The 23,809-nt window shown below is 65.3% G+C and carries 22 protein-coding genes; 9 read left to right on the forward strand and 13 right to left on the reverse strand.

Annotation, left to right across the window (positions count from 1 at the left end):
* Positions 1–19: 19 nt before the first annotated feature.
* Entirely contained in the window at positions 20–466 is a 447-nt protein-coding gene (gene dut / locus AC07PT_RS24435) for a dUTP diphosphatase (protein WP_492348678.1), read from the forward strand.
* Positions 467–540: 74 nt separating this feature from the next.
* Here dut and AC07PT_RS24440 read toward each other — a convergent pair whose 3' ends face one another.
* Entirely contained in the window at positions 541–1,065 is a 525-nt protein-coding gene (locus tag AC07PT_RS24440) for an FKBP-type peptidyl-prolyl cis-trans isomerase (RefSeq protein ID WP_492348679.1), read from the reverse strand.
* A 367-nt stretch (positions 1,066–1,432) separates the two neighbouring features.
* Here AC07PT_RS24440 and AC07PT_RS24445 point away from each other — a divergent pair, with 367 nt between their 5' ends.
* From AC07PT_RS24445 to AC07PT_RS24460, 4 genes are all read left to right on the forward strand, one after another.
* Positions 1,433–3,112, forward strand: coding sequence for a diguanylate cyclase domain-containing protein (locus tag AC07PT_RS24445; RefSeq protein WP_494658436.1), 1,680 nt, complete (start codon positions 1,433–1,435; stop codon positions 3,110–3,112).
* Positions 3,113–3,220: 108 nt separating this feature from the next.
* On the forward strand, positions 3,221–4,354 hold the full coding sequence (locus AC07PT_RS24450) for a JmjC domain-containing protein (RefSeq protein WP_492348681.1): 1,134 nt from the start codon (positions 3,221–3,223) through the stop codon (positions 4,352–4,354).
* 5 nt (positions 4,355–4,359) lie between these two features.
* On the forward strand, positions 4,360–4,872 hold the full coding sequence (locus tag AC07PT_RS24455; RefSeq protein ID WP_494658437.1) for a hypothetical protein: 513 nt from the start codon (positions 4,360–4,362) through the stop codon (positions 4,870–4,872).
* A gap of 256 nt (positions 4,873–5,128) precedes the next feature.
* Positions 5,129–5,380, forward strand: a complete 252-nt coding sequence (locus tag AC07PT_RS24460) for a hypothetical protein (protein WP_494658438.1) — start codon at positions 5,129–5,131, stop codon at positions 5,378–5,380.
* 88 nt (positions 5,381–5,468) lie between these two features.
* On the opposite strand, the gene AC07PT_RS24465 is transcribed toward AC07PT_RS24460, so the two are convergent.
* From AC07PT_RS24465 to AC07PT_RS24495, 7 genes are all read right to left on the reverse strand, one after another.
* A complete protein-coding gene (locus AC07PT_RS24465) occupies positions 5,469–6,242 on the reverse strand; it encodes an MBL fold metallo-hydrolase (protein ID WP_494658439.1) in 774 nt (257 codons plus the stop codon).
* A 116-nt stretch (positions 6,243–6,358) separates the two neighbouring features.
* Positions 6,359–7,477 (reverse strand): NlpB/DapX family lipoprotein, encoded by a 1,119-nt coding sequence (gene bamC, locus AC07PT_RS24470; RefSeq protein WP_492348685.1) that lies wholly within the window; start codon positions 7,475–7,477, stop codon positions 6,359–6,361.
* 44 nt (positions 7,478–7,521) lie between these two features.
* Positions 7,522–8,418 (reverse strand): 4-hydroxy-tetrahydrodipicolinate synthase, encoded by an 897-nt coding sequence (gene dapA, locus AC07PT_RS24475; protein ID WP_492348686.1) that lies wholly within the window; start codon positions 8,416–8,418, stop codon positions 7,522–7,524.
* 34 nt (positions 8,419–8,452) lie between these two features.
* On the reverse strand, positions 8,453–9,052 hold the full coding sequence (locus AC07PT_RS24480) for a class I SAM-dependent methyltransferase (RefSeq protein WP_494658440.1): 600 nt from the start codon (positions 9,050–9,052) through the stop codon (positions 8,453–8,455).
* A 3-nt stretch (positions 9,053–9,055) separates the two neighbouring features.
* Positions 9,056–9,871: an SDR family oxidoreductase gene (locus AC07PT_RS24485; RefSeq protein WP_492348688.1), complete on the reverse strand. Its 816-nt coding sequence runs from the start codon at positions 9,869–9,871 to the stop codon at positions 9,056–9,058.
* A 55-nt stretch (positions 9,872–9,926) separates the two neighbouring features.
* Positions 9,927–10,094 (reverse strand): hypothetical protein, encoded by a 168-nt coding sequence (locus AC07PT_RS24490; RefSeq protein ID WP_494658441.1) that lies wholly within the window; start codon positions 10,092–10,094, stop codon positions 9,927–9,929.
* 10 nt (positions 10,095–10,104) lie between these two features.
* The gene (locus AC07PT_RS24495; RefSeq protein ID WP_492348690.1) at positions 10,105–11,325 is read right to left on the reverse strand and encodes an MFS transporter; all 1,221 of its coding nucleotides are present in this window, start codon (positions 11,323–11,325) and stop codon (positions 10,105–10,107) included.
* A gap of 121 nt (positions 11,326–11,446) precedes the next feature.
* Between AC07PT_RS24495 and AC07PT_RS24500 the strand changes: the two genes are divergently transcribed.
* The 4 genes from AC07PT_RS24500 (at position 11,447) to AC07PT_RS24515 (ending at position 18,513) form a co-directional block, all read left to right on the forward strand.
* Positions 11,447–13,426, forward strand: a complete 1,980-nt coding sequence (locus tag AC07PT_RS24500) for a DNA topoisomerase IV subunit B (protein ID WP_494658442.1) — start codon at positions 11,447–11,449, stop codon at positions 13,424–13,426.
* Positions 13,404–14,276 (forward strand): lytic transglycosylase domain-containing protein, encoded by an 873-nt coding sequence (locus AC07PT_RS24505; protein WP_494658443.1) that lies wholly within the window; start codon positions 13,404–13,406, stop codon positions 14,274–14,276. Before AC07PT_RS24500 ends, AC07PT_RS24505 begins: the two co-directional genes overlap by 23 nt.
* Positions 14,273–16,615 (forward strand): DNA topoisomerase IV subunit A, encoded by a 2,343-nt coding sequence (parC, locus tag AC07PT_RS24510; RefSeq protein ID WP_492348693.1) that lies wholly within the window; start codon positions 14,273–14,275, stop codon positions 16,613–16,615. The genes AC07PT_RS24505 and parC overlap by 4 nt, the downstream gene beginning before the upstream one ends.
* Before the next feature lie 155 nt (positions 16,616–16,770).
* Positions 16,771–18,513 (forward strand): methyl-accepting chemotaxis protein, encoded by a 1,743-nt coding sequence (locus AC07PT_RS24515; protein WP_494658444.1) that lies wholly within the window; start codon positions 16,771–16,773, stop codon positions 18,511–18,513.
* Between the two features lie 68 nt (positions 18,514–18,581).
* On the opposite strand, the gene AC07PT_RS24520 is transcribed toward AC07PT_RS24515, so the two are convergent.
* The 5 genes from AC07PT_RS24520 to AC07PT_RS24540 form a co-directional block, all read right to left on the reverse strand.
* The gene (locus tag AC07PT_RS24520; RefSeq protein ID WP_494658445.1) at positions 18,582–18,791 is read right to left on the reverse strand and encodes a hypothetical protein; all 210 of its coding nucleotides are present in this window, start codon (positions 18,789–18,791) and stop codon (positions 18,582–18,584) included.
* Positions 18,788–19,456, reverse strand: a complete 669-nt coding sequence (locus tag AC07PT_RS24525) for a hypothetical protein (RefSeq protein ID WP_494658446.1) — start codon at positions 19,454–19,456, stop codon at positions 18,788–18,790. The genes AC07PT_RS24520 and AC07PT_RS24525 overlap by 4 nt, the downstream gene beginning before the upstream one ends.
* A 186-nt stretch (positions 19,457–19,642) precedes the next feature.
* Positions 19,643–20,101 (reverse strand): RidA family protein, encoded by a 459-nt coding sequence (locus AC07PT_RS24530; RefSeq protein WP_492348695.1) that lies wholly within the window; start codon positions 20,099–20,101, stop codon positions 19,643–19,645.
* Positions 20,102–20,254: 153 nt separating this feature from the next.
* Positions 20,255–21,169, reverse strand: coding sequence for a transglutaminase family protein (locus AC07PT_RS24535; protein WP_492348696.1), 915 nt, complete (start codon positions 21,167–21,169; stop codon positions 20,255–20,257).
* A 4-nt stretch (positions 21,170–21,173) separates the two neighbouring features.
* A complete protein-coding gene (locus AC07PT_RS24540; protein WP_494658447.1) occupies positions 21,174–23,804 on the reverse strand; it encodes a circularly permuted type 2 ATP-grasp protein in 2,631 nt (876 codons plus the stop codon).
* Positions 23,805–23,809: the final 5 nt, after the last annotated feature.

Raw genomic sequence — 23,809 nt, forward strand, 5'->3', positions numbered from 1 at the left:
GGCCTGTTGAATTTACCCAATGAACATCGACGTCAAGATCATCGATCCGCGCATGGCGGACCAACTTCCTGCTTACGCCACCCCGGGCAGTGCCGGCCTGGACCTGCGTGCCTGCCTGGCCGAGCCGCTCACCCTGGCACCCAACGCCTGGCAACTGGTGCCCACGGGCATCGCCATCTGGCTCAAAGACCCCGGTTATGCCGCCATGATCCTGCCGCGTTCGGGCCTGGGGCACAAGCACGGCATCGTGCTGGGCAACCTGGTGGGCTTGATCGACAGCGACTACCAGGGCCAGTTGATGGTCAGCGCCTGGAACCGCAGCGACGTGGCCTTCACCATCGAGCCCATGGAGCGCATCGCGCAACTGGTGATCGTGCCGGTGCTGCAGGCCAGCTTCAACGTGGTGACCGAGTTCCCGCCCACCCAGCGCGGCGAGGGCGGCTACGGTTCGACCGGCAAGGGCTGATCCGGCCTGCCTGGCAGGCATGACAAAGCCCGTGGCCCTGGCAGGCACACGGGCTTTGTTTTTGATCGCTCAGGTCAGTGCAACTGCTGATTGCCGGGGGCCAGGGGCTGTACCCGGAAGAAGCCGGTGCCCGCCGTGCCGCTGCCGATCTCCTCTTCGGTGGCTTCGCGCACGGCGTGCACCTTCAGGTGCAGGCGGATCGCGATGCCGGCCAAGGGGTGGTTGCCATCCAGCACCACATGTTCGGGGTAGATCTCGGTCACGGTGTAGAGCGCATCACGGGGGGCGTCCGGGTTGCAGCCTGTGGGCAGGGCCGTGCCGTCGAAGGTCATGCCTTCTTCCAGCTCTTTCGGGAACAGGGTGCGAGGCTCCAGGAAGATCAGGTTCTCGTTGTACTCGCCAAAGCCTTCTTCGGGTTCGATCTGCAGCTTGACGCTGGCGCCGGGCTCATGGCCTTGCAGCACCTCTTCAATCTTCTTCAGCAGGTCGTCGCCACCCACCAGAAAGTCAACCGGCTCGTCGAGCACGTCGAGTTCTTCATTCAGGGTGTCAGTGAGGGTCCAGGTCAGTGCGACCACGCATTGTTCAGTGATTTCCATGGCGTCTGCCTTGATAGATGCAGTGATTGGGGGGCGGGCGGGCTCGTTGCGGGCGGCCCGGGGCCGGGGGCGCCGGGGCCCTGCAGGTGCTGCAGGGCAGGGGGCGTGACCGGCGTCGAGGGCCCGAGTGTATGCGACGGGCCCGCCTGCGGCAGGCACAGCAGGCCCGGCGCCGGGTTTTCTCGCACCTGCCATGAGTCGGGGCTACCATGGTGGGTGCTGGGTGCAACGTGCTTTTCATGCCTTAGCCGTGGCCTTTTATCGCTAGGTTGTCCACCTATCCACCGATTTGTGCATGTTCAAGGTTTTTTCTTTTCTGTCTGGGCTAGGTGTCTTGCTGGCCCAGCGCGGCCGGTGGGCGTTGGCCATGCTGTGTCTGATCACCGCCCCCTGGCAAACCCAGGCGGCACCCCTGTTGCTGCAGAACTTGGCAGACGGGCAATCCCTGACGGGGCAGGTGCAGGTGCTGATCGATCCGACCGGCCAGGCTGATCTGCCGGCGGTGCAGGCTTCTCAGGATTTCGCTCAACCCGCTCAGGTGCTGCGCACTCCCGGCGATCATCAGGTGCTCTGGCTGCGCTTGCAGGTGCAGCAGAAAGAGGCTCAGGGTGACTGGCTGCTGCTGTTTCCCAGCACGGCCATGCATGCCTTGACCTTCCATGGGCCTTTCAATCAGGCCGGCGAGGCCCTGGCTGAACCGGTCTACACGGGCCTGAGTCTGCCCTACGGCACCCGGCCGCTGGCCAGCGAACGCTATGCGCAGCGCCTCAGGCTGCCGGCACCCGGGGTCTACACCGTCTACCTTCGGGTGCAGACCAACACCGCCAAGACCTTGAATCTGCGGATCTGGGACACGGCCAGCTACCTGGCAACCCGACCGCAGAAGCTGCTGTTCGATGGCCTTTGCTATGGCGTTTTGCTGGCGCTGGTGCTCTACAACCTGGCCCTGGTTCGAGGCTGGCGTGACCGCAGCACGGTTTACTACGTGCTGACCGGTGTGGCCGCCTTTCTGACCCTGGCCACCTACAACGGCCACACGGCCCACTATTTCTGGCCCGATTCACCTTGGTGGATCGAGCGCAGCTATGTGTTGGCGCCGGCCCTTTGGGTGGGTTTCAGTGCTTTGTTCGGGGCCGCTTTCCTGGAGGAGGGCGCGCCGGCCCGCCGGACGGGGTGGGTGGCACTCAAATCAGGGCTGGTGGCATGTGCCGTGGCCATCCTGGCCAGTGGCGTGGCGGGCTGGATGGAGACCGCGCAGAACCTCCTTGAGGCCTCGGCTGTGGTGGGGGTGGTCCTGCTCACGGGCCTGGCCTTTGTGCGATGGCGGCGTGGCTTTCAGCCAGCCTTCTGGTACCTGGCCGGCCGTCTGACGCTGTTTGCCTCAGTGCTGCTGACGGTGGCCATCAGCCGGGGCTGGTTCAATTTGCCATTCTGGTTGGCCAATGGCATGCAAATGGGGGTCTGCGCCGAGACGGTGGTGTTTGCCCTTGCCCTGAGTGCCCGGGTGCGTGAGCTGCAACTGCAGCGGGCCGAGTTGCGCATCCACGCCGAACAGATGGCCCTGGTGGCCGCCACCGACCCCCTGACTGGCCTGGCCAACCGCCACGGTCTGGAGCAGGCCGCCGCTGGCCTGCTGGATCGGCCGGGGCAGCAGGCGGTGCTGATGATCGATCTGGATCGTTTCAAGCCCATCAACGACACCCTGGGTCATGAGGTCGGCGACCAGGTGTTGGTCGAGGTGGCCGCGCGCCTGCGCACCGCTGTGCGTGAGTCGGATGTGGTGGCCCGGCTTGGCGGCGACGAGTTTGTTCTGCTGCTGGCCCAGGTGTTGGACCTGGCTCAACTGGAGGCCTTGGCGCGGCGTCTGGTGCAGGCCGTCTCGCGGCCCATGGTGCTGGGCGAGGCCCATGTGCAAGTGGGGGCCAGTGTGGGGGTGGCCCTGCCGCCTGGTGACGGGCGGGCTCTGAAGGAGCTGATGCTGGCGGCCGACCGGGCCATGTACCAGGCCAAGCGCCTGGGCAGCGGCTACGCCTTTGCTGTCCACTGACGCGGCAATCGCCCTTCCTTGCGGCGCGTCACGGACCGCGATGTCGGTTCCGTAGGAAAATCGCGCCACTTGGAGCAACCATCCGGCCCGACCGGAGCCTTTTTTCTCATGGACATCACCCAACCTCTCACGCTGCTGGGCGGCCTCAGCCCGCAGCAATTCATGAAGCGCCACTGGCAACGCAAGCCCTTGCTGGTGCGCCAGGCGGTGCCGGGCTTCCAGCCTTTGCTGGACCGCGCCGAGCTGTTCGAGCTGGCGTCGCGCGAGGAAGTGGAGTCGCGCCTGGTGCGCCAGACCCACCCGGGCTGGGACGTGCGCTCTGGCCCCTTTGCCCGGCGCAGCCTGCCGGCACTGAATCAGCCCGACTGGACCCTGCTGGTGCAGGGCGTCGACCTGCACGATGAAGCGGTGCACCACCTGATGCAGGGGTTTCGCTTTGTGCCCGACGCCCGGCTGGACGATCTGATGATCAGCTACGCCAGCAACGGCGGCGGCGTGGGGCCCCACTTCGACAGCTACGATGTGTTTCTGCTGCAGGCCCACGGCAAGCGCCGCTGGCGCATCGGGCGCCAGACCGACCTGAGTCTGCGTGAGGACACGCCGCTCAAGGTGCTGGCGAATTTCGAGCCCGAGGAAGAGTACGTACTGGAGCCCGGCGACATGCTCTACCTGCCTCCGCGCTATGCCCATGACGGCATTGCCGAAGGCGAGTGCATGACCTACTCGATCGGCTTTCGCTCGCCCAAGCGGGGTGAACTGGCTCGCGAGGTCTTGCAACGGCTGGCCGAGGACGCGGACGACCTGGCCGGCGAGGGCCTGTACCGTGACGCCCATCAGCCAGCGGTGGCCGACCCGGCGGCCATCCCGGGCGGCCTGCATGAATTCGCGGCCGATGCGCTGCAGAGCGTGCTCAACGACCCTGACGCCCTGGCCCGGGTGATTGGTGAAGCGCTCACCGACCCCAAGCCTCAGGTCTGGTTCGAGGCCAGCAGCACCGAGGTCGATGTGTCGGCCGGGGTCCGACTGGATCGCCGTACCCGCATGATGCACGACGAGCGCCACATTTTCATCAACGGCGAGGGCTTTCGCGCCGCCGGGCGCGACGCCACGTTGATGCGCCAACTGGCCAGCCTGCGCGTGCTGGGTGGACGCGATGTGGGTCGCTTGAGTGCTGGCGCCCGGGATCTGTTGATCGAATGGTGTGAGGCCGGCTGGCTGCACCCGCTGCCCACCGAGCTCTGAACCCCATGACGGGCGATCAGGCCTCCGGTTCCACCACGTGGCCCTTCGAAGGGCGTTTCGAGGGGCGCGAGGCCTTTGCTGAGCGCATTCGCCAGGCCCTGGCTGCCGCAGCCCGCGAGGGCTGGCGCGAACTGTTTCTGTGCGACGAAAGCTTTGAGGACTGGCCGCTGGGGGAGCGCAGCGTGATCGAGTCGCTGTCGGCCTGGTCGCGCAGTGGCCGTCGGATGCTGCTGCTGGCCGCCTCTTATGAAGAGCTCAAGCGGCGTCATCACCGCTTTGTGCACTGGCGCCAGACCTGGGACCACCTGATTGAGGCGCGTGTCTGCCGAGGTCGATCAGTCACCGAATGGCCCAGTGCCTTCTGGACATCCGCCTGGGCCCTGCATCGCCTGGATCTGCAACGCAGCACGGGGGTCTGCAGCCAGGCGCCTGAGCGTCGGGTGGCGCTGCGCGAGATGCTTGACGAATGCTGGCGCCGAGGATCACCGGCGTTTCCGGCCTCTACCCTGGGATTGTGAAGCTGGAAGTGATTCGAATCTGAGGATGGGTGACGCCGGCACTCATGGGTGCTCAGGAATGGTTCCTGAACTTTACGTAACGGATACATCCGGCCACTGAATTGCCCTTGTCAGTATTTGTTGGGATTGACGTTTCCCTTCTATAATTTGCAGTTGAGTGAAAAAGCGCGGCTAAAGCAGCGCACGCTCAGTCAGAGCCGTTCGTAGGGATGGTCTGACGCAACGGAATTCTCTCTGTCCAACAAGGAAACTTGAAATGAAGAAATCGCTCGTTTTGGCGACCCTGATCGCTGCTGCCGCCCTCGCCGCTTGTGGCAAGAAGGAAGAACCGGCTGCTGCTCCGGCACCGGCTCCCGCTGCTGCTCCCGCTCCGGCTGAAGCACCTGCTGCTGCTCCGGCCGCTCCGGCTGCTGACGCTCCGGCTGCTGCTGCCCCGGCCGCTCCGGCTGCCGACGCCGCTGCTGACGCTGCCAAGAAGGCCGCTGAAGACGCTGCTGCCAAGAAGTAAGCTCTCCTTGCTTCTCAAAAAGCCACCTTCGGGTGGCTTTTTTTCGTCTGGTTTCGGTGAGGGCTGCCTTGTGGCGTCCCGTTGAGCCTCAAAGGCTGTACCAATCCGATCCCAGGGTCGGGCTGGCGATGCCAATGGCGTCTTCGGGCCAGTCCAGGGCTTGGGCCAGCGTGTGCCGCACCAGGGCGGCCTGGTTGTTCTGCTCGCTCAGGTGGGCGGCCACCACGTGGCGCAGTGCCGGGTGCTTGAGTTGAGCCAGGGCCTGCGCGCTGGCCTGGTTTTCCAGGTGGCCCCAGGGGCCACTGATGCGCCGCTTGAGAAAGGCCGGGTAGCGCGATCGGCTCAGCATGTCGGCATCGTGGTTGGCCTCCAGGTACAGGGCCTGGCATTGGGCCAGCTGGGCCAGCACGTGGGGTGTGATGTGGCCCAGGTCGGTCAGCAAGCCGAGCCGCGACTGTCCGTCTTCGCAACGCAGCTGCAGGGGCTCGCGGGCATCATGGGGCACGGTGAAGGGGTGCAGGCTCATGCTGCCGAAATCGATCACCTGCTGATCGCGCGCCAGCCGCAGGCAATCCCCGAGATCAGGCTGGCCCAGGGCCAGCCAGGTGCCCTCGCTCATCCAGACCGGCAAATGGTGGCGCGCTGACAGGCCGAGGGCGCAACCGATGTGGTCCGAATGCTCGTGGGTGATGAAAATGCCATGCAGTTCGCTGCTGCTCAGGCCTGCCTGAGTCAGCCGGGTTTCCAACTGCCTGATGCCCAGCCCGCAGTCCACCAACAGCCTGCGACAGTGGCTGCCTTCGCCAGCTTCGACCACCGTGGCGTTGCCTGTGCTGCCGCTGGCCAGATTCTTGAATCGCATCGAAAAAACAGGAGGTTCGGAGTCGGTGAGTGGGCGCGGACCACGGGTGCAGACAAAAGAAAGGGCAGGTCATCGGACCTGCCCTGCTGTCGTCCCGACCTGAGGGCCGGCGGGTCTTATTTCAGGTCGTCGACCAGCACCTTGACGATGCGCTGTGCCGTGCCGGAGGTTTCCGGTGCGCCGTTGGCATCCAGCACCGAGACGGTGGTGGCATTGCCTTCGCTGCGCACGGCGATCTGGTACTTCACCGGGGCGGTGTTGGCATCCGAACTGCTGAACAGCTTGCTGATGAAGCCGGGTTCCTTCTTGTCGGGGTTGGGGGCGACATAGCGCACAAAGTACAGGCCCTTGGCGCGGTCGCGGTCTTCCACCGTGAAACCGGTGCGGTCCAGGGTCAACCCGACGCGGCGCCAGGCGCGCTCGAAGCCTTCGTCCATCTGCACCACCGGCAGGTTGTTGACCTGGGCGGCACGAGCCATGGGGGCTGGCGCTGCGGCCGCGGTCTGGGCGCGGGCTTGTTCAGCCGTGCCGCCACCCAGTTTGACCATGAGTCGGCGCAGGAATTCGGCTTCCAGCTCAGGGTCGGCGGGCCGGGGTTGCCAGGCGGTCTGGGCGGTGTCTTTGTTGTTGGTGGTGTAGGTTTCCACCATGCCGCGATGGCTGATGTAGATCTCGGTGCTGCCGTCGGCGGCCCGCTCCAGGCGGGTGCGGAAGCGGTCACGCTCGCCGGTGTCGTACAGCGAATCGATTACTTTGCCGAGGGTGTTGCGGATCCAGTCCTGGGGCAGCTTGGCGCGGTTTTCGGCCCAGTCGGTTTCCATGATGCCCAGGCGGGAGTCCTCGGTCACCAGGCTGAAGCCGTTTTCCACCCAGAAATCATGCACCGGGGTCCAGAGCTGGTCGGCCGAGCGCTTGACCACCAGCCAGCGCTGGTTGCCCGAGCGTTCCACGCGCACATCACCCAGGTTGCTGGCCGCGGTCTGGATGGCCGATACAGGCTGCTTGCCCATGGCGGCCTGGAACCCGGTGGCCGATACGCTGCTGCCGCCGCCCAGGGCGTAGCGGGTGTCACCGCTCAGCTGGGTCAGGTCAGGGGGGACTTCCAGCGTGGGCGCCTTGGTGGCGCTTTTGTAGTTGATCTTGTCACTCTCCAGCGACGAGCAGGCGCTGAGGGCGACAGACAGGCTGAGCAGGCTGAGCAGGCTGCAAGGGCCCAGTCGTGTGGTTGGGGTCACGGGAAGTCCTTCCAAGGCAGGAATAGGGTGTCGTTCGACGGCGGTCAGATCAGGCCGGCGGCGCGCAGGGCGGCTTCCACCACCGGCTCGTTGGCCGGTGTCAGCTCGGTCATGGGCAGGCGCATCGCGCCACCGCACAGGCCCATGCGCTTCATGGCCCACTTGACGGGGATGGGGTTGGCTTCGACGAACAGGTGCTTGTGCACGGGCATCAGCTTGAACTGGATCTCCATGGCGCGCTTCACATCGCCAGCGATCGCGGCCACGCAGAGTTCATGCATCAGGCGGGGCGCCACGTTGGCGGTCACGCTGATGTTGCCTTGGCCGCCACACAGCATCAGGGCCACGGCGGTCGGGTCATCGCCCGAGTAGACGGCAAAGCCCTTGGGCACTTCGCGGATCAGCCACTGGGCGCGTTCGATGTTGCCTGTGGCCTCCTTGATGCCGACGATGCCAGGCACCTGGGCCAGGCGCAGCACCGTGTCGTGGGCCATGTCGGCCACGCTGCGGCCGGGCACGTTGTAGAGCACGGTGGGCAGGTCGCCCACGGCTTCGGCAATGGCCTTGAAGTGGCGGTACTGGCCTTCCTGGGTGGGCTTGTTGTAGTAGGGCACGACCTGCAACTGGCAGTCGGCGCCCACGCCCTTGGCGAACCTGGCCAGTTCGATGGCCTCGGCCGTCGAGTTGGCGCCGCAGCCGGCCATGATGGGCACGCGCTTGGCGGCTTGTTCGACCGACACGCGAATGATCTCGCAGTGCTCTTCGACGTTGACCGTCGGCGATTCACCCGTGGTGCCCACCACACCGATGCAATCGGTGCCTTCGGCAATGTGCCAGTCAATCAATTTGCGCAGGGTGGGGTAGTCCACGCTGCCGTCTTCGTGCATCGGAGTCACCAGGGCGACGATGCTGCCTGTAATAGGGCCGGTTGGGGAGGTCATGTCCGCAGTCTCAAACGGTAAAAGAGCATTCTAACTAGGCTGCCGGGCCCCCGGGCGCGCTCGGGGGGCAGGGCAGGTCGGTCAGCGCATAACGCACCAGCCCCCCATCGGGTTGTCCGGTCTCGCGAATGGCGGTGATGCGTTGCACGAAGCGCGCCGGCTCGGGGAGGAATCCGTCCTCGTAGGCCACCACCCGCAGCCCGGCGCAATGGCGCAGCAGTTCGCCGTGTTGCAGCAGAAAGTCGGGCCGCGAAGGCCTGCCCACGGTCTCGTTGCCCTGGGCAAAGGTTTCGTAAATCAACAGCCCGCCCGGGGCCAGGCTGGCCAGCAGGGTGGGCATCAAGGGTCGCCACAGGTAGTGGGTCACCACCACGGCTTCAAACACCCGACCCGCAAAGGGCCAGGGCCCTGCTTCGATGTCGGCGCACACGGCTTCGCCCAGGCCTTCGAGGGCGGCAATGGCCTCGGCATGGCGGTCGACCATGGTGACCGGATGGCCGCGCCCGGCAAACCAGTGCGCGTGGCGCCCGTGGCCGCAGGCCACGTCCAGCACACGGCCACCGAGGGGCACCAGGTGGCTCCAGCGTTGCACCCAGGCAGAGGCCGGCAGCAGGGCATGGGGTGAAGGCGCCATGGCTCAATGCCCCGGTCGCACGTCGTTGTGCAAAGCCTTGAGGGCCATCTTTTCGACCAGGCCTGGGGCCAGCAGGCGCAGCCAGCGCCCCACCTTGCCCTGCAGGCTCATGACGACCTCGCGATCACGGCGGGCCAGCCCACGCAGGATCAGGCGGGCACATTCCTCGACCGACATGGCCTTGTCTTCCTTGAGGCCGCTGCGCCCGGCAGCCTTGCCCTGCGCGTTGTAGCCGCGGACTCGGATGTCGGTGGCCACCACGCCGGGGTAGGCGGTGGTGACGCTCACGCCGCTGTGCCTGAGTTCGGCCCGCAAGGCTTCAAAGAAACCGGTCATGGCGAATTTGCTGGCGCTGTAGGCGGTTCGTCCAGGCACGCCGATCAGTCCGGCCAGCGACGACACAGCCACGATGCTGCCCTGGGTGGCTTTCAGGTGGGGCAGGGCAGCGTGTGTGCACCACACGCTGCCCCAGAGGTTGATGCGCATCAGGTCTTCATACCAATGCAGATCGTTGTCGGCCACATCCTCGAACAAGGCGTGGGCCGACATGCCGGCGTTGTTGATCAACACATCCAGGCGTCCAAAGCGTGCCACCGTGGCTTCGATCAGGTGCCGGCAGGCTTCTTCGTCCGACACATCGGTGCGGACCACCAGGGTGTCGCAACCATGGCTGGCGCACTGCAGGGCCACCTCGTTGAGCTTGGCCGCGCTGCGGGCGGCCAACACCAAGGCCAGGCCCCGGCCATGCTGGCGTGCCAGCTGTCTTGCCACTTCGGCCCCGATGCCATCGGAAGCACCGGTCACAACCATGGTCTTCATCCCATTCCCCTCTGAATCATTGAAGCGGTCCGGGCCCGGCACCCACCGGATGCACTCAGAAACAGGCCCAGAGCTGGTTGGCGAGTGTCAATAAGAAATCACCTTGAGCATAGAGGGCAAACACCGCTGCCAGCACGGCGGCCATCAACACCCAGGCCAGTGCATGGGCGGCCCGGGTCAACCAGGGGGTTCTGGTGGCAGTGTGGGGGGAAGTGGCTTCCATGGCGGCAGGCTCAGGCCACCGCCGGGCGGTGGGGGCGGTGGATGGGGGCTTCGCGCACCGGCAGGTTGACCAGGCCGGCGAACACGCCCAAGGCGATGGCCAGGTACCAGACGATGTCGTAGCTGCCGGTACGGTCATACAGGTAGCCGCCCAGCCAGACCCCCATGAACGACCCGATCTGGTGGCTGAAGAAGACAAAGCCCCCCAGCATGGAGAGGTGCTGCACGCCAAAGATCTGGGCAATCGTGGCGTTGGTGGGCGGCACGGTGGACAACCACAGGGTGCCCATCACGGCCGCAAACACATACACGCTGACGGGTGACAGCGGCACCAGCAGGAAAATGGTGATCACCACGGCGCGCGCGAAATAGATGAAGGACAGGATGTTCTTCTTGGCCATGCGCTGGCCCAGGGTGCCGGCAATGTAGGTGCCGAACACATTGAACAGGCCGATCAGGGCCAGTGCATAGCTGGCCACCTGAGGCGACAGGCCCTTGTCCTTCAGATAGCTCGGCATGTGCACGCCGATGAACACCACCTGGAAGCCACAGACGAAATAGCCCGCCATCAGCAGCTGGAAGCTGGGGTACTTGAAGGCTTCGGCCAGGGCCTGAACCACCGTCTGCTGGCGCTTGGCGGGGGCGCCACCCTGAAAGCCCGGCTCACGCAGGCCGAAGGCCAGCGGCACGATCATCAACACCAGCAGGCTCAGGGCCAGCAAGGCCTCCTTCCAACCCAGCTGGGCAATCAGCTGCCCTTCCACGGGCACCATCAGGAACTGCCCGAACGAACCAGCAGCCGCGGCCACGCCCATGGCCCACGACCGCTTTTCGGCCGATATCTGCCGACCCAGAACGCCATAAATCACGGCATAGGTGGTGCCGGCCTGGGCCGCACCAATCAAGACGCCGGTGGTCAGTGCAAAGGTCAGGGTGCTGGTTGACAGCGCCATGCCTGCCAGCCCCAGTGCGTACAGCAGGGCGCCGCCCAGCAACACCTTGAAGGCGCCCAGACGGTCTGCGGCCATGCCGGCAAAGATCCCGCACAAGCCCCAGGACAGGTTCTGGATGGCAATCGCCAGCGCAAAGGTCTGGCGCGGCCAGCCCTGGTCCTGGGTGATGGGTTGCAGCCACAGGCCAAAGCCATGGCGGATGCCCATCGACAGGGTGACGATGGCCGCTCCACAGATCAGCACCTGGGCCATCGAAAGATTTTTGGGTTGTGAACTCATGCCAGAAATGTAGCGAATTCAACGTTTGCTTGCAGATCACGCGGGTGACCGTGACAAACCTCGGCCTGGGTGCCTGTATGCACATCCAGTTTGGTCGACTCTGCACACTACAATCCGCGCCATGGCAGTCAAACCTACGACCGAATATTCCGAAGGCTCAATCCGCGTCCTGAAGGGGCTTGAACCCGTCAAGCAGCGGCCGGGCATGTACACCCGCACCGACAACCCCTTGCACATCATCCAGGAGGTGCTGGACAACGCCGCCGACGAGGCCCTGGCAGGGCATGGCAAGAAGATCAAGGTCACGCTGCATGCCGATGGCTCGGTCAGTGTGGAAGACGATGGCCGCGGCATTCCTTTCGGCCTGCACCCCGAGGAAAACGCCCCTGTCATTGAACTGGTCTTCACCCGCCTGCATGCGGGCGGCAAGTTCGACAAGGGCAAGGGAGGGGCCTACAGCTTCTCTGGCGGCCTGCACGGCGTGGGGGTGAGCGTCACCAATGCCCTGGCAGTGCGTCTGGAGGCCACCTCATACCGTGAAGGCAAGGTGGCCAAGCTGGTATTTGCGGCCGGCGATGTGATCGAGCCCCTGGTCACCCGCGCGGGCGGCGGTGCTGCTGAAGGTGACCGCAAGCAAGGCACCACGGTGCGGGTCTGGCCCGATGCCAAGTACTTCGAATCGCCCAATCTGCCGATGGGCGAGTTGACGCACCTGCTGCGCAGCAAGGCGGTGCTGATGCCCGGCGTGTCCGTCACGCTGGTGAATGAAAAGACCAAGGAAAGCCAGAACTGGCTCTACAAGGGCGGCCTGCGCGACTACCTGATGCAGACGCTGAACACCGACCCGGTGATCCCCTTGTTTGAAGGCGAGGGCTTTGCCGATGGCAGCAACGATAGCTTTGCCGATGGTGAGGGGGCGGCCTGGGCCGTGGCCTTCACCGAAGAAGGCCAGCCGGTGCGCGAGAGCTACGTCAACCTGATCCCCACCAGCAATGGCGGCACCCACGACAGCGGCCTGCGCGATGGCCTGTTCAATGCCGTCAAAAGCTTCATCGAACTGCATTCGCTGCTGCCCAAGGGCGTCAAGCTGCTGCCCGAAGATGTGTTTGCGCGGGCCAGCTATGTGCTCAGTGCCAAGGTGCTGGACCCGCAGTTCCAGGGCCAGATCAAGGAGCGCCTGAACTCGCGCGATGCCGTGCGCCTGGTGTCGAGCTTTGTGCGCCCCGCGCTGGAGCTGTGGCTGAACCAGCACGTCGAATACGGCAAGAAGCTGGCCGAACTGGCCATCAAGGCGGCCCAGACCCGTCAGCGTGCCGGTCAGAAGGTTGAAAAGCGCAAGGGGTCTGGCGTGGCGGTGCTGCCCGGCAAGCTGACCGACTGCGAGAGCCGCGACCTTGGTCACAACGAGGTGTTTCTGGTCGAGGGTGACTCGGCCGGCGGCAGCGCCAAGATGGGCCGTGACAAAGAATGCCAGGCCATCCTGCCCTTGCGTGGCAAGGTGCTCAACACCTGGGAGGTCGAGCGCGATCGCCTGTTTGCCAACACCGAAATCCACGACATCGCGGTGGCCATCGGGGTCGACCCGCACGGGCCCAACGACAGCCCCGATCTGTCGGGCCTGCGCTACGGCAAGGTGTGCATCCTGTCGGACGCCGACGTGGACGGCTCGCACATCCAGGTGCTGCTGCTGACGCTGTTCTTTCGCCATTTCCCCAAGCTCATCGACGCCGGCCACGTGTATGTGGCGCGCCCGCCGCTGTTCCGGGTCGATGCCCCGGCGCGTGGCAAAAAGCCGGCCTCCAAGGTGTATGCGCTGGACGAGGGCGAGCTGGCCTCGATTCTGGACAAGCTGCGCAAGGAAGGCGTGCGTGAGGGCAGCTGGACCATCAGCCGCTTCAAGGGCCTGGGCGAGATGAACGCCGAGCAGTTGTGGGACACCACGCTCAACCCCGACACGCGCCGCCTGCTGCCGGTGCAGTTGGGCGACCAGAGCTTTGCCGACACCGAGGGCCTGATCACCAAGCTCATGGGCAAGGGCGAGGCCGCGGCGCGTCGCGAGCTCATGGAACTGCATGGCGATGCGGTCGAGATCGACATCTGAGCCGCGCCGTCTGGCCCGGCTGCTGCTGATCGCTGGGGGGCTGGCCGCCTCCTGGCTGGCACCCGCCCGCGCGGAGGTGTGGGGCTATGTGGACCCCCACGGCACGCCCCATTTTGCGGCCGAGCGCCTGGATGATCGCTACGCGCTTTTCTACCGCGGCAATGCCGCCCAGGAGGGCGAGCCGGCCCGGGCCGACACGCCGCGCGCGGTGGCCGTGCCCACGCTGCAGCCCCGCCTGCTGGCTTTTTTCGAGGTGTCGCCGGGCTACAAGCGCGTCAAGCTGCAAATGCGCGAGGCGGCCCAGTTGCACCGGGTCGATTTCGAGTTGCTGCAGGCCTTGATCGCCACCGAGTCGGGCTTTGACGCCAATGTGGTGTCGCCGCGCGGGGCTGTGGGCCTGATGCAGGTGATGCCTCCGACCGCCGAGCAATACGGTGTGGTGGGTGACCCTCGCCAACCGATCGAGAAGCGACTGACCGACCCACGCATCAACCTGCAGGCCGGCACCCGCTACCTGCGTCATCTGCTGGACCTGTTCGACAACCGGCTCGACCTGGCCCTGGCCGCCTACAACGCAGGCGTCAGCGCGGTGCAGCGCGCCGGCCAGCAGGTGCCCAACATCCGTGAAACCCAGAACTACGTGCGCACCGTGACCCAGTTGTATGCGCTGCTCAAGCCGCCGCCTCAGGTGGCAGAGCAACGCCGCAGCCAGGCCCGGCCTCGCCTGGAGTGGCTGCCGGTGCCCGGCGGCGCCATCGGCCGCGCCAACATGATCGAACCCCGCCTTTCCCCGGGCCTGAACGAGTTGTCGTTCGCGCCCTCGCAACCGTCTGCCATCGAGACCCCATGAGTGATCAACCGACCCTAGATTTATCCACCGGCGAAAGCGATGACGGCCTGAGCTTGGCCAACTACGCCCAGCGCGCCTACCTGGAGTACGCCCTCAGTGTGGTCAAAGGCCGCGCCCTGCCCGATGTGTGCGATGGGCAAAAGCCCGTGCAGCGCCGCATTCTGTATTCCATGGACCGCATGGGCCTGGGCTTCAGCGGCAACACGGCGGCCAAGCCGGTCAAGTGCGCTCGCGTGGTCGGCGATGTGCTGGGCCGCTTCCACCCCCACGGCGACCAGGCCGCCTACGACGCCCTGGTGCGCATGGCGCAGGATTTCAACCAGCGCTACCCCTTGATCGACGGGCAGGGCAACTTCGGCAGCCGCGACGGCGATGGTGCCGCCGCCATGCGTTACACCGAGGCGCGCCTGTCCAAGATCACCAGCCTGCTGCTCGATGAGATCGACGAAGGCACGGTGGATTTCGTCCCCAACTACGATGGGTCGACCCAGGAGCCCACCCACCTGCCGGCGCGTCTGCCGTTTGCTCTGCTCAATGGTGCCAGCGGCATTGCCGTCGGCCTGGCCACCGAGATCCCCAGCCACAACCTGCGCGAAGTGGCCGACGCCTGCGTGGCCCTGATCCGCAACCCCCAGCTGAGCGAAGCCGAGCTGTTCACCCTGGTGCCAGGCCCCGACTACCCGGGCGGCGGCCAGATCATCAGCAGCAGCACGGACATTGCCGACGCCTACCGCGGCGGGCGCGGTTCGCTCAAGGTGCGCGCGCGCTGGAAGATCGAAGAGCTGGCCCGCGGCCAATGGCAACTGGTGGTGAACGAGCTGCCCCCCGGTGTCAGCAGCCAGCGCGTGCTCGAAGAAATCGAAGAGCTGACCAACCCCAAGGTCAAGGCTGGCAAGAAGGCCCTCACCCAGGAGCAGACCCAGCTCAAGGCCACGGTGCTGGCCGTGCTGGACGCGGTGCGCGACGAATCCAGCAAGGACGCGCCGGTGCGCCTGGTGTTCGAGCCCAAGACCAGCAAGATCAGCCAGCCCGAACTGATCACCAGCCTGCTGGCCCACACCAGCCTGGAGACCACTGCACCGATCAACCTGACCATGATCGGCCTTGATGGCCGTCCGGTGCAGAAATCGCTGCGCCAGATGTTCGAGGAGTGGATCGAGTTCCGCCAGGGCACCATCAAGCGTCGTTCGCAGCATCGCCTCGACAAGGTGCTGGACCGCATCCACATCCTGGAGGGGCGGCAGATCGTGCTGCTCAACATCGATGAGGTCATTGCCATCATCCGGCACAGCGACGAGCCCAAGGCCGCGTTGATCGCCCGCTTCAATCTGTCCGACCGACAGGCCGAAGACATTCTTGAAATCCGCTTGCGCCAACTGGCTCGACTGGAGGGCATCAAGATTGAGCAGGAGCTGTCGGAGTTGCGCGGCGAGCAGCAAAAACTGGAAGACATCCTGGCCAACCCCGGCTCGCTCAAGCGCTTGATGATCAAGGAGATCGAGGCCGATGCCAAGCAGTTTGCCGACCCGCGTCGCACCCTGATCCAGGCCGAAAAGCGTGCCGTGGCCGAAGTCAAGGTGATCGACGAGCCGGTCACCGTGGTGGTGTCTGAAAAGGGCTGGGTGCGGGCCCGCAATGGCCACGGGCATGAGCCTGGCAGCTTTGCCTTCAAGGCCGGTGACGGCTTGTACGGCACCTTCGAGTGCCGCACGGTCGATCTGTTGGTGGTCTTGGGCAGCAATGGGCGTGTGTACTCGGTCCCGGTGTCCACCTTGCCGGGCGCGCGGGGCGATGGCCAGCCCGTCACCACCCTGATCGAACTCGAAGCCGGAACCCAGCCGGCCCATTATTTCGCCGGGCCGGCCCAGGCCACGGTGCTGCTCAGCAGCTCGGGTGGCTATGGCTTCCTGGCCACGCTGGAGAACCTGGTCTCGCGCAACAAGAGTGGCAAGGCCTTTGTCACGCTGGGCGAGGGTGAGACGGTGTGCAAGCCCTCCCATGTGGCCCACAGCAGCGGCGCCCAGCCGCTGGCCCCCGCCACCCATGTGGTGTGCGCGTCGACCGGGGGGCGCATCCTGAGCTTCGAGATGGCCGAACTCAAGAACATGGAAAAGGGGGGCCGTGGCTTGATGCTGATCGATCTGGAACCCAAGGACACCCTGGCCGGTGCCGCGGCCTACACCCGCAGCATCCGCATCGCTGGCACGGGCCGCGGCGGCAAGGCCCGGGAGGAAACCCTGGAGATCCGCTCGCTCAACAACGCGCGGGCCTTGCGAGGTCGAAAAGGCAAAGCGGCCGACCTGGGTTTCAAGCCGGAAGTGATCACCAGAATCGAATGAAATTGTTATTTATCAATAAATTTCGATAAATATGATTACAATGACTGCTGTTAACAAGGTGTAAACCCCGATCTGCACCTTGGCATGGCCATCCGTTTGTTGCTTGGGTCTATGCTCACCAGGAGGTCGGCGCGTCGGACTCTGAGGAGCAGAACATGAAAATTGCCAATTTGAAGATGGCTACCAAGTTGTGGCTCGCGGTGGCCTTGATCATTGCTGCCTTGTTGGGCGTGATCGGCTTTGCGGCGTACCGCTCAGCGGCAGTCCAGGCTGAAAGCGATCGCCAGTCAGCCGCCTATGCGGCGCGCATCGACAAGGCCACGCGCTGGGCCGGCCTGACCCAGGCCAACTCGGCGCGCACCTATTCGGTGCTGTTGAGTTCGGACCCGGCGCTGGCCGTGGCTTTGAAAGAGGCCATTGCCAGCACGACGGCCCAGATCGGCGAGTTGCAAAAGGCCATTGAAGCCGTGGCCGACGAGCCTTCGGACAACGCGCAACTGGCCAAGATCGCGGCCAGTCGCCAGGTGATGCTTGGCTTGCGTGAGCAGGGGCGGCAGCTGCGGGCTGCAGGGCAGGCCAATGAGGTGGCGGAGCTGGCCAACGGACGCTTCAAGGCGGCCCTGGCCACCTACCTCGAAGACCTCAACGGTTTTGTCACGCTACAGCACCAGCACGCCCAGGAAAGCCAGCAGAAGATCGCCGAGTCCCGCCTGCTGACCGTGAAGGTGGCTGCGGTGTGCATTGCCCTCATCGTGATCGCCATTCTGTGGGGCGCCTACGGCTTGATCCGAAGCATCGTGAAGCCCTTGAGCCAGGCCAACCGCCTCGCTGCACGCATTGCCGAAGGCGACTTGAGCACCACGCTGGAGTCCGATCGGCAGGACGAGTTTGGCGAACTGTTGCGTTCGCTGGTGGCCATGAGCCAATCGCTGGCCCAGACCGTGGCGAGGGTGCGCCAGAGCACCGACAGCATTGCCCTGGCCAGCAGCGAGATTGCCGCCGGCAACAACGATCTGTCGGTGCGCACCGAACAGACCTCGAGCAATCTGCAGCAAAGTGCGTCGGCACTCGACAACCTGACCAACACCGTGCAGCACAGCGCCCAATCGGCACAGCAGGCCAGCAGCCTGGCGGCCAGCGCTTCGCTGGTGGCCGAAAAAGGCGGTGCCGTGGTGCAGCAGGTGGTCTCCACCATGGATGAGATCCAGACCAGCAGCAAACGCATCGCCGACATCATCGGTGTGATTGACGGGATTGCCTTCCAGACCAATATCCTGGCCCTCAACGCGGCTGTTGAGGCGGCCCGTGCCGGGGAGCAGGGCCGTGGCTTTGCCGTGGTGGCTGGCGAGGTGCGCAGCCTGGCCCAGCGCAGTGCCGAAGCTGCACGTGAGATCAAAACCCTGATCAGTGCCTCGGTCGAACGGGTCGAGAACGGTACCCGGTTGGTCACCGATGCGGGCCAGACCATGGGCGACATCGTGAGCTCGGTGCGACGCGTCACCGACATGATCGGTGAGATCACGGCCGCGGCCAACGAGCAAAGCGGCGGCATCGCCCATGTGAACCAGGCGGTGGCCAGCCTGGACCAGATGACCCAGCAGAATGCCGCCCTGGTGGAGCAAAGTGCGGCCGCCGCGCAAAGCCTGCGTGAGCAGGCCGAGCAACTGGCCCAGGTGGTGGGCACCTTCAAGATGGCTGGACACGGTGGTGCCAGCCTGGCGCCGATGCGAAGCGCGCCAGCCAGGGCGCCCCTGCCTCAGCCCGCCAAGCCCGTGGCCCGATCGACCCCGGCGCCGGCCTTGTCGGCGGTCAAGACCGCAAAGGCCCCGGCGCCCGCGGCGCCCCGCATTGCCTCGGCTCCGGCCGCCGGTGCTCAGGATGATTGGGAAAGCTTTTGAGTTGCCTGGGGGCGCAGTCGATGCAAAAAAGGCGGCCGAAGCCGCCTGTTGCGTGGGGCTGCGTGAGATCAGTCCTGCTGCGTGAGGCCGGGCCACCTCGGCGGGATTTCCTGAACCCCACATGCATCGGTTGAAACCTGCTGAGCCAGTCTTGTCATGCCAACTTCATCAAGGCCTACAGCCAGGGGGGCTTGGGCCTGATGGGCCATGCGTTCAAGCGCATCCAACTGGCTGTTGCTCATGGGTTGGAAACAGGCCCGGACGGCGTCAAAGTTCATGGTGTCACCTCGATGCGATTATCTTGCAGGTACCGGTTCAGGACAATCCAGGACTTGGCGCCTTCGGTCAGGTCGAACTGCAACTGGCAGTAATCCCCATGGCTTGCCCAGGCCTGGGCACCTCCGGGTGTTGTCAGCACCTCTGAGACCCGTTGATGGGGATACAGCGCCTGCAGCTTGTGGGCCGGGATGGGGCCATCAAAACCGAGCAGAGGCCACACCAGGTAGCCGTTCAGGTAGTCCCTCGGATGCTCGGGATTCAGTGTGCTGGCATTGCCCGCGGCTGATACCGCCACATGGGCAAATTGTCCGGTTCGTTGGGCCTCATAGAGCTCAATCGCAAGGCTTCGGACGCCAATTTTCTGGCGCTGGAGTTTCACCGGAAGCTCAAAGACCACGTTCTGGATGAACAGTGAAGGCTGCTTGGTGTGCTCCTGTTGAAGAATGCGGCGCACCATCTCACCGCAGATGTGGGGGCCTGTCGCGACCAGTTCGAAGCCGATGCCCTTCCAGTACGAGATCGTGAGCGTGGATTGTGTGGGTGCGCCTGAAAGCCTTGCAAGGCTGAGCAGGTCTCCGTCAAACCAGTGGGTGACGGCCTTGTCTGTCTGGTCTCTGATGGTGACCGTTGTGGCGTCGAAATATTGCTTTGTCAGGGCGTCCAACGATGCTGCTTCCTCGTGAGAAGCGCAGTCTAGGGAACTGTGATCCTGGTGGCAGCACTCAACAGTTCTGAATAAACAAAGGCGCGCGACGCCAGTGGGCGGATGCTAATTTTCGAGGGTGATGGTGCGATAGGACGAAAAAAAGCCGGCCCGCTTTCACGGGCCGGCTTCTGATGGTTGGCTCGCTTACTCGATCTCGGCAATCAGTTCGATCTCGACGCAAGCACCCATCGGGATCTGGGCCACCCCAAAGGCGCTGCGGGCGTGGGCGCCGCGCTCGCTGCCGAACACTTCACCCAGCAGCTCGCTGGCGCCATTGGTGACCAGGTGCTGCTCGGTGAAATCGGGGCTGGAGTTGACCAGGCTCATCACCTTGACGATGCGCTTGACCTTGTTCAGGTCACCCACGGCGGCGTGCAGGGTGCCCATCAGGTCGATGGCCACGGCACGGGCGGCGGCCTTGCCTTCTTCGGTGGCCATGTTGCGGCCGAACTGTCCGACCCAGGGCTTGCCGTCCTTCTTGGCGATGTGGCCCGAGAGGAAGACCAGATTGCCGGTCTGGGCAAAGGGCACATAGGCCGCAGCCGGGGCGGCCACGGGCGGCAGTTGGATGTTCAGCGCTTGCAGCTTGTCGTAAATGCTCATGGAAAGGCGTCCTGAAAAGGGTTGGGCGGGCCGGCCGAAGCCGAAAGACGCATTGTGCCGCCTTGCCGCCGCAGCCGTGCCGTGAGCCGGCCTTCTGGGGCTTGAAAAGAAGTGATTGAATTTCTAAGAACGTGCAGACGATTTGTCGCGAGTTCATGCGAGATCGAAAGCACCCTCCAAGGGCTCCACGGTCACGGCCACGTTCAAACGGTGGTTGGCCCCGCCATGGATCACCCCGCGCATGGGCGACACGTCGGCGTAGTCGCGGCCGATGGCCAGGGTCACGTAGTCTTCGCCCGGAGAACGGTTGTTGGTGGGGTCGAAATCGAACCATTGGCCGAGCCCACCATCCTCGCCGGGTGAGTACACCGCCACCCAGGCATGGGAGGCGTCGCTGCCCACCAGGCGCGGCTGGCCCGGCGGCGGGGTGGTCAGCAGATAGCCGCTCACATAGCGGGCCGGCAGGCCCAGGCCGCGCAGGCAGGCGATCATGATGTGCGCGAAATCCTGGCACACGCCCTTGCGCTGGGCCAGGGCCTCGACGGCCGGCGTGTTGATCTCGGTGCTGTTGGAGGCGTAGGTGAAGTCTTCAAAGATGCGCTGCATCAGCGATTGAGCCCCATCGAGCACACTGACGCCGGCTCCGAAGCTGGGGCGGGCGTAGGTCAGAAAATCGTCGTGCCGCGGCACATAGACCGATGGAAACACGAATTCGGCGGCTGGGTCGTAGCGGCCACCGGCACGGTAGCGGAAGCGTTCGCGCACCTGTTCCCAGGGCAGGCTGCCGTCCGGCCCCAGGGGCGGCTGTGGCGGCTCGCGGGTCTCGACCACGCTGTGGGCGAGCACGCACAATTCGGCATGGGCCGTCTGCAACGAGAAAAAGGCACGCGCATTGCCGAACACATCACGGGTCTCGCTGGTTTGCGCGGCTTCAGGCTCAATGGCCAGCCGATGGCTGACCAGGGTCTGGGTGGCCGTCTGCAGCGGCTTCAGATGCGCCATGTGCTGCGCGGTTTCCACTTGGGGGCTGTAGTCGTAGCGGGTCTCGTGGGTGATGCCGAGTCGCATGGCTTCAGGCTCCCAGGCTTTGCCGTGCTTCGCCCGAGTGGGTGAAGTACTGGGCGCTGATCTCGTCGGAGATGTTGTAGGCCGAACTGGTGCACAGGGCCAGCAGCTCGGCCAGCGGTGGCTGGGTCTCGCTGGGCGCAGGGTGGGGCTCTTCGCTGCACAGCTGTTCCAGGCTCCAGATGTCGGGGTTGGGGATCAGCAGTGACAGCGTGCTCAACTGGCCCGGCGCACTGCCGGCCAGGCGGGCCAGACGTCCGCGCAGGGTCTGGGCCACCCAGGCCAGCGAGCGGGGGTTGTCGCGGTCCATCACCAGCAGGTCGAGCAGGGCAGGCAACTCGCGGCTTTGCTGGAACTGGGCGTGGAAGGTGATGGTGCTGTCGAACAGGGCCAGCGTGGCCTCAAAGCCGGCATCGTCGTGCAGGGCGCCGGCCTTGAGGCCCAGCGACAGCGCCGACGCCAGGAAGGCCAGGCGTTCGATGTGGCGCCCGATGGACAGCAGGCGCCAGCCGTCATCGCGGGTCATCCGGTCGGTCTGGCCCCCGGTGATGGCTGCCAGGTGCCCGCTGGTGATCTCCAGGGTCTGAAGCGCATCCGTCGATCCCATGGCGCCTGTGGATGCCGCTGCCTTGCATCGGCTGAAGAATTCGTCTTCGGCCTGCATGATCACGTTCCAGTGTTCTTGCGACAGCCGCTCGCGCACGGCCGAGGCCGACTGGCGCAAGGCGCGCAGGTTGAAACCCACGCTGCTGGCATGGCTGGTCTTGTCCAGGCCATCGATCAGCGAGCGCTCGAACACGCGGCGGGCCTGGGTGGCGGGCGGCACACTGGGCAGCACCAGGCCACCGAACACGGCCATGTCGCTGAGCCAGGCCAGCAAGGGTTGGGCGGATTGGTCGTCGCCGTTCAGACAGGCCAGCGTGAGCCGGGCCAGGCGCAAGGTGTTCTCGGTTCGTTCGGTGTAACGGCCCAGCCAGAACAGGTTCTCGGCCGCCCGGCTGGTGACCAGGCGCTTGCGTTGCACCACGGCGGCCACGCCAGGGTGGGGGTTGAGCAGGCTGGTGCTGTCCACGCGCCCCTCGGTCTGCACCCACACGTCGGCACTGCTGCCGCCGCGTTGCATCGAGGCAATCTCGGCATTGGCACTGGCAATGCGGGCCATGCCGCCTGGCAACACCTGCCAGGAGCCCGGCCCATCGGCGACCGCGAAGACGCGCAGCATCACCGAGCGGCGGGCCAGCCGGCCCTGGCCCTTGACCTGGCGCCACACCGGCATCTGCGACAGAGGCAGGCGCTGCTGTACCGTGTGCTCGTCGCTCTGGCGCAGGATGCGGCCTGCCCATTCATCGAGCTGGCGCTGCGACAACGTGGGACCCGACACCGATTCGAACCAGTGCCGGCCGGCGCTGGCCGGGTAGGTGGGCTTGATCACCGACTCACTCAGCAGGGGCAACACCTCTTCGAGGGCTGCGCGCTCGCCGCACCACCAGGTGGGCAGGGCGGGCAGTTGCAGTTCTTCGTTGAGGAGATGCCGCGCCAGGGCGGGCAGAAAGCCCAGCAAGGCGGGGGATTCAAGGAAGGCCGAGCCCGGGGTGTTGGCCACCAGCACGTGGCCGGCGCGGATCGCCTGCAACAGGCCAGGCACGCCCAGGGTGGAGTCGGGACGCAGTTCCAGCGGGTCGAGGAACTCGTCGTCCAGCCGTTTGAGCAGGCCATGCACGGGCTTGAGGCCCTGCAGGGTCTTGAGGTAAAGGCGCTGATCGCGCACCGTCAGGTCGCTGCCTTCGACCAGGGTCAGGCCCAGGTAGCGCGCCAGGTAGGCGTGCTCGAAATAGGTTTCGTTGTACGGGCCCGGGGTCAGCAGGGCGATGTGCGAGTCGGCACCGGCCGGGCTCATGGCCTTCAGGCCTTCGATCAGCGCGCGGTAGGTGGCCGCCAGGCGCTGCACGTGCATGGCCTCGAAGGCCTGGGGGAACTGGCGCGACACGGCCAGCCGGTTTTCCAGGAGGTAGCCCAGACCTGAAGGCGCCTGGGTGCGCTGAGACACCACCCACCAGTTGCCGTCGGGGCCACGGGCCAGGTCAAAAGCGGCGATGTGCAGGTGGCTGCCCCCCACGGGTTTGACGCCTTTCATGGCGCGCAGATAGCCCGGATGCCCTTGCACCAGCGCGGCGGGCAGCAGGCCGCTGGACAGCAGGTGCTGCGGGCCGTAGACGTCAGCCATCACGCGATCAAGCACGCGCACGCGTTGCAACACGCCGGCTTCGATCTGTTGCCAGCTTTCGGGGCTGATGATCAGCGGAAACAGGTCCAGCGACCAGGGCCGTTGGGGGCCCGAGGCGTCGGCATAGACGTTGTAGGTGACGCCGTTGTCCCGGATCTGTCGCTTGAGGCTGGCCTCGCGGTGGTCCAGGTCGGCCAGGCCTTCACTGCCCAGGTGCTTGAAGAAGTCGCTCCAGGGGCCGGTGAAGCCGGGGGCTGCGCCGCCGTCGGCCGCTTCGGCCGCCGTGGCTTCTTCGCCGCGCAATTCGTCGTAATGGCCTTGGGTGGCGGGTAGCACCAGATCACGCGCCTGCTGGGGCGGGCGCGTGTGAGAGGGCTCGGACGAGAGGGGGGAGGTCGGTTCCACGGGCGTCATTGTCC

Source organism: Curvibacter sp. GW821-FHT09D12, assembly GCF_059416245.1.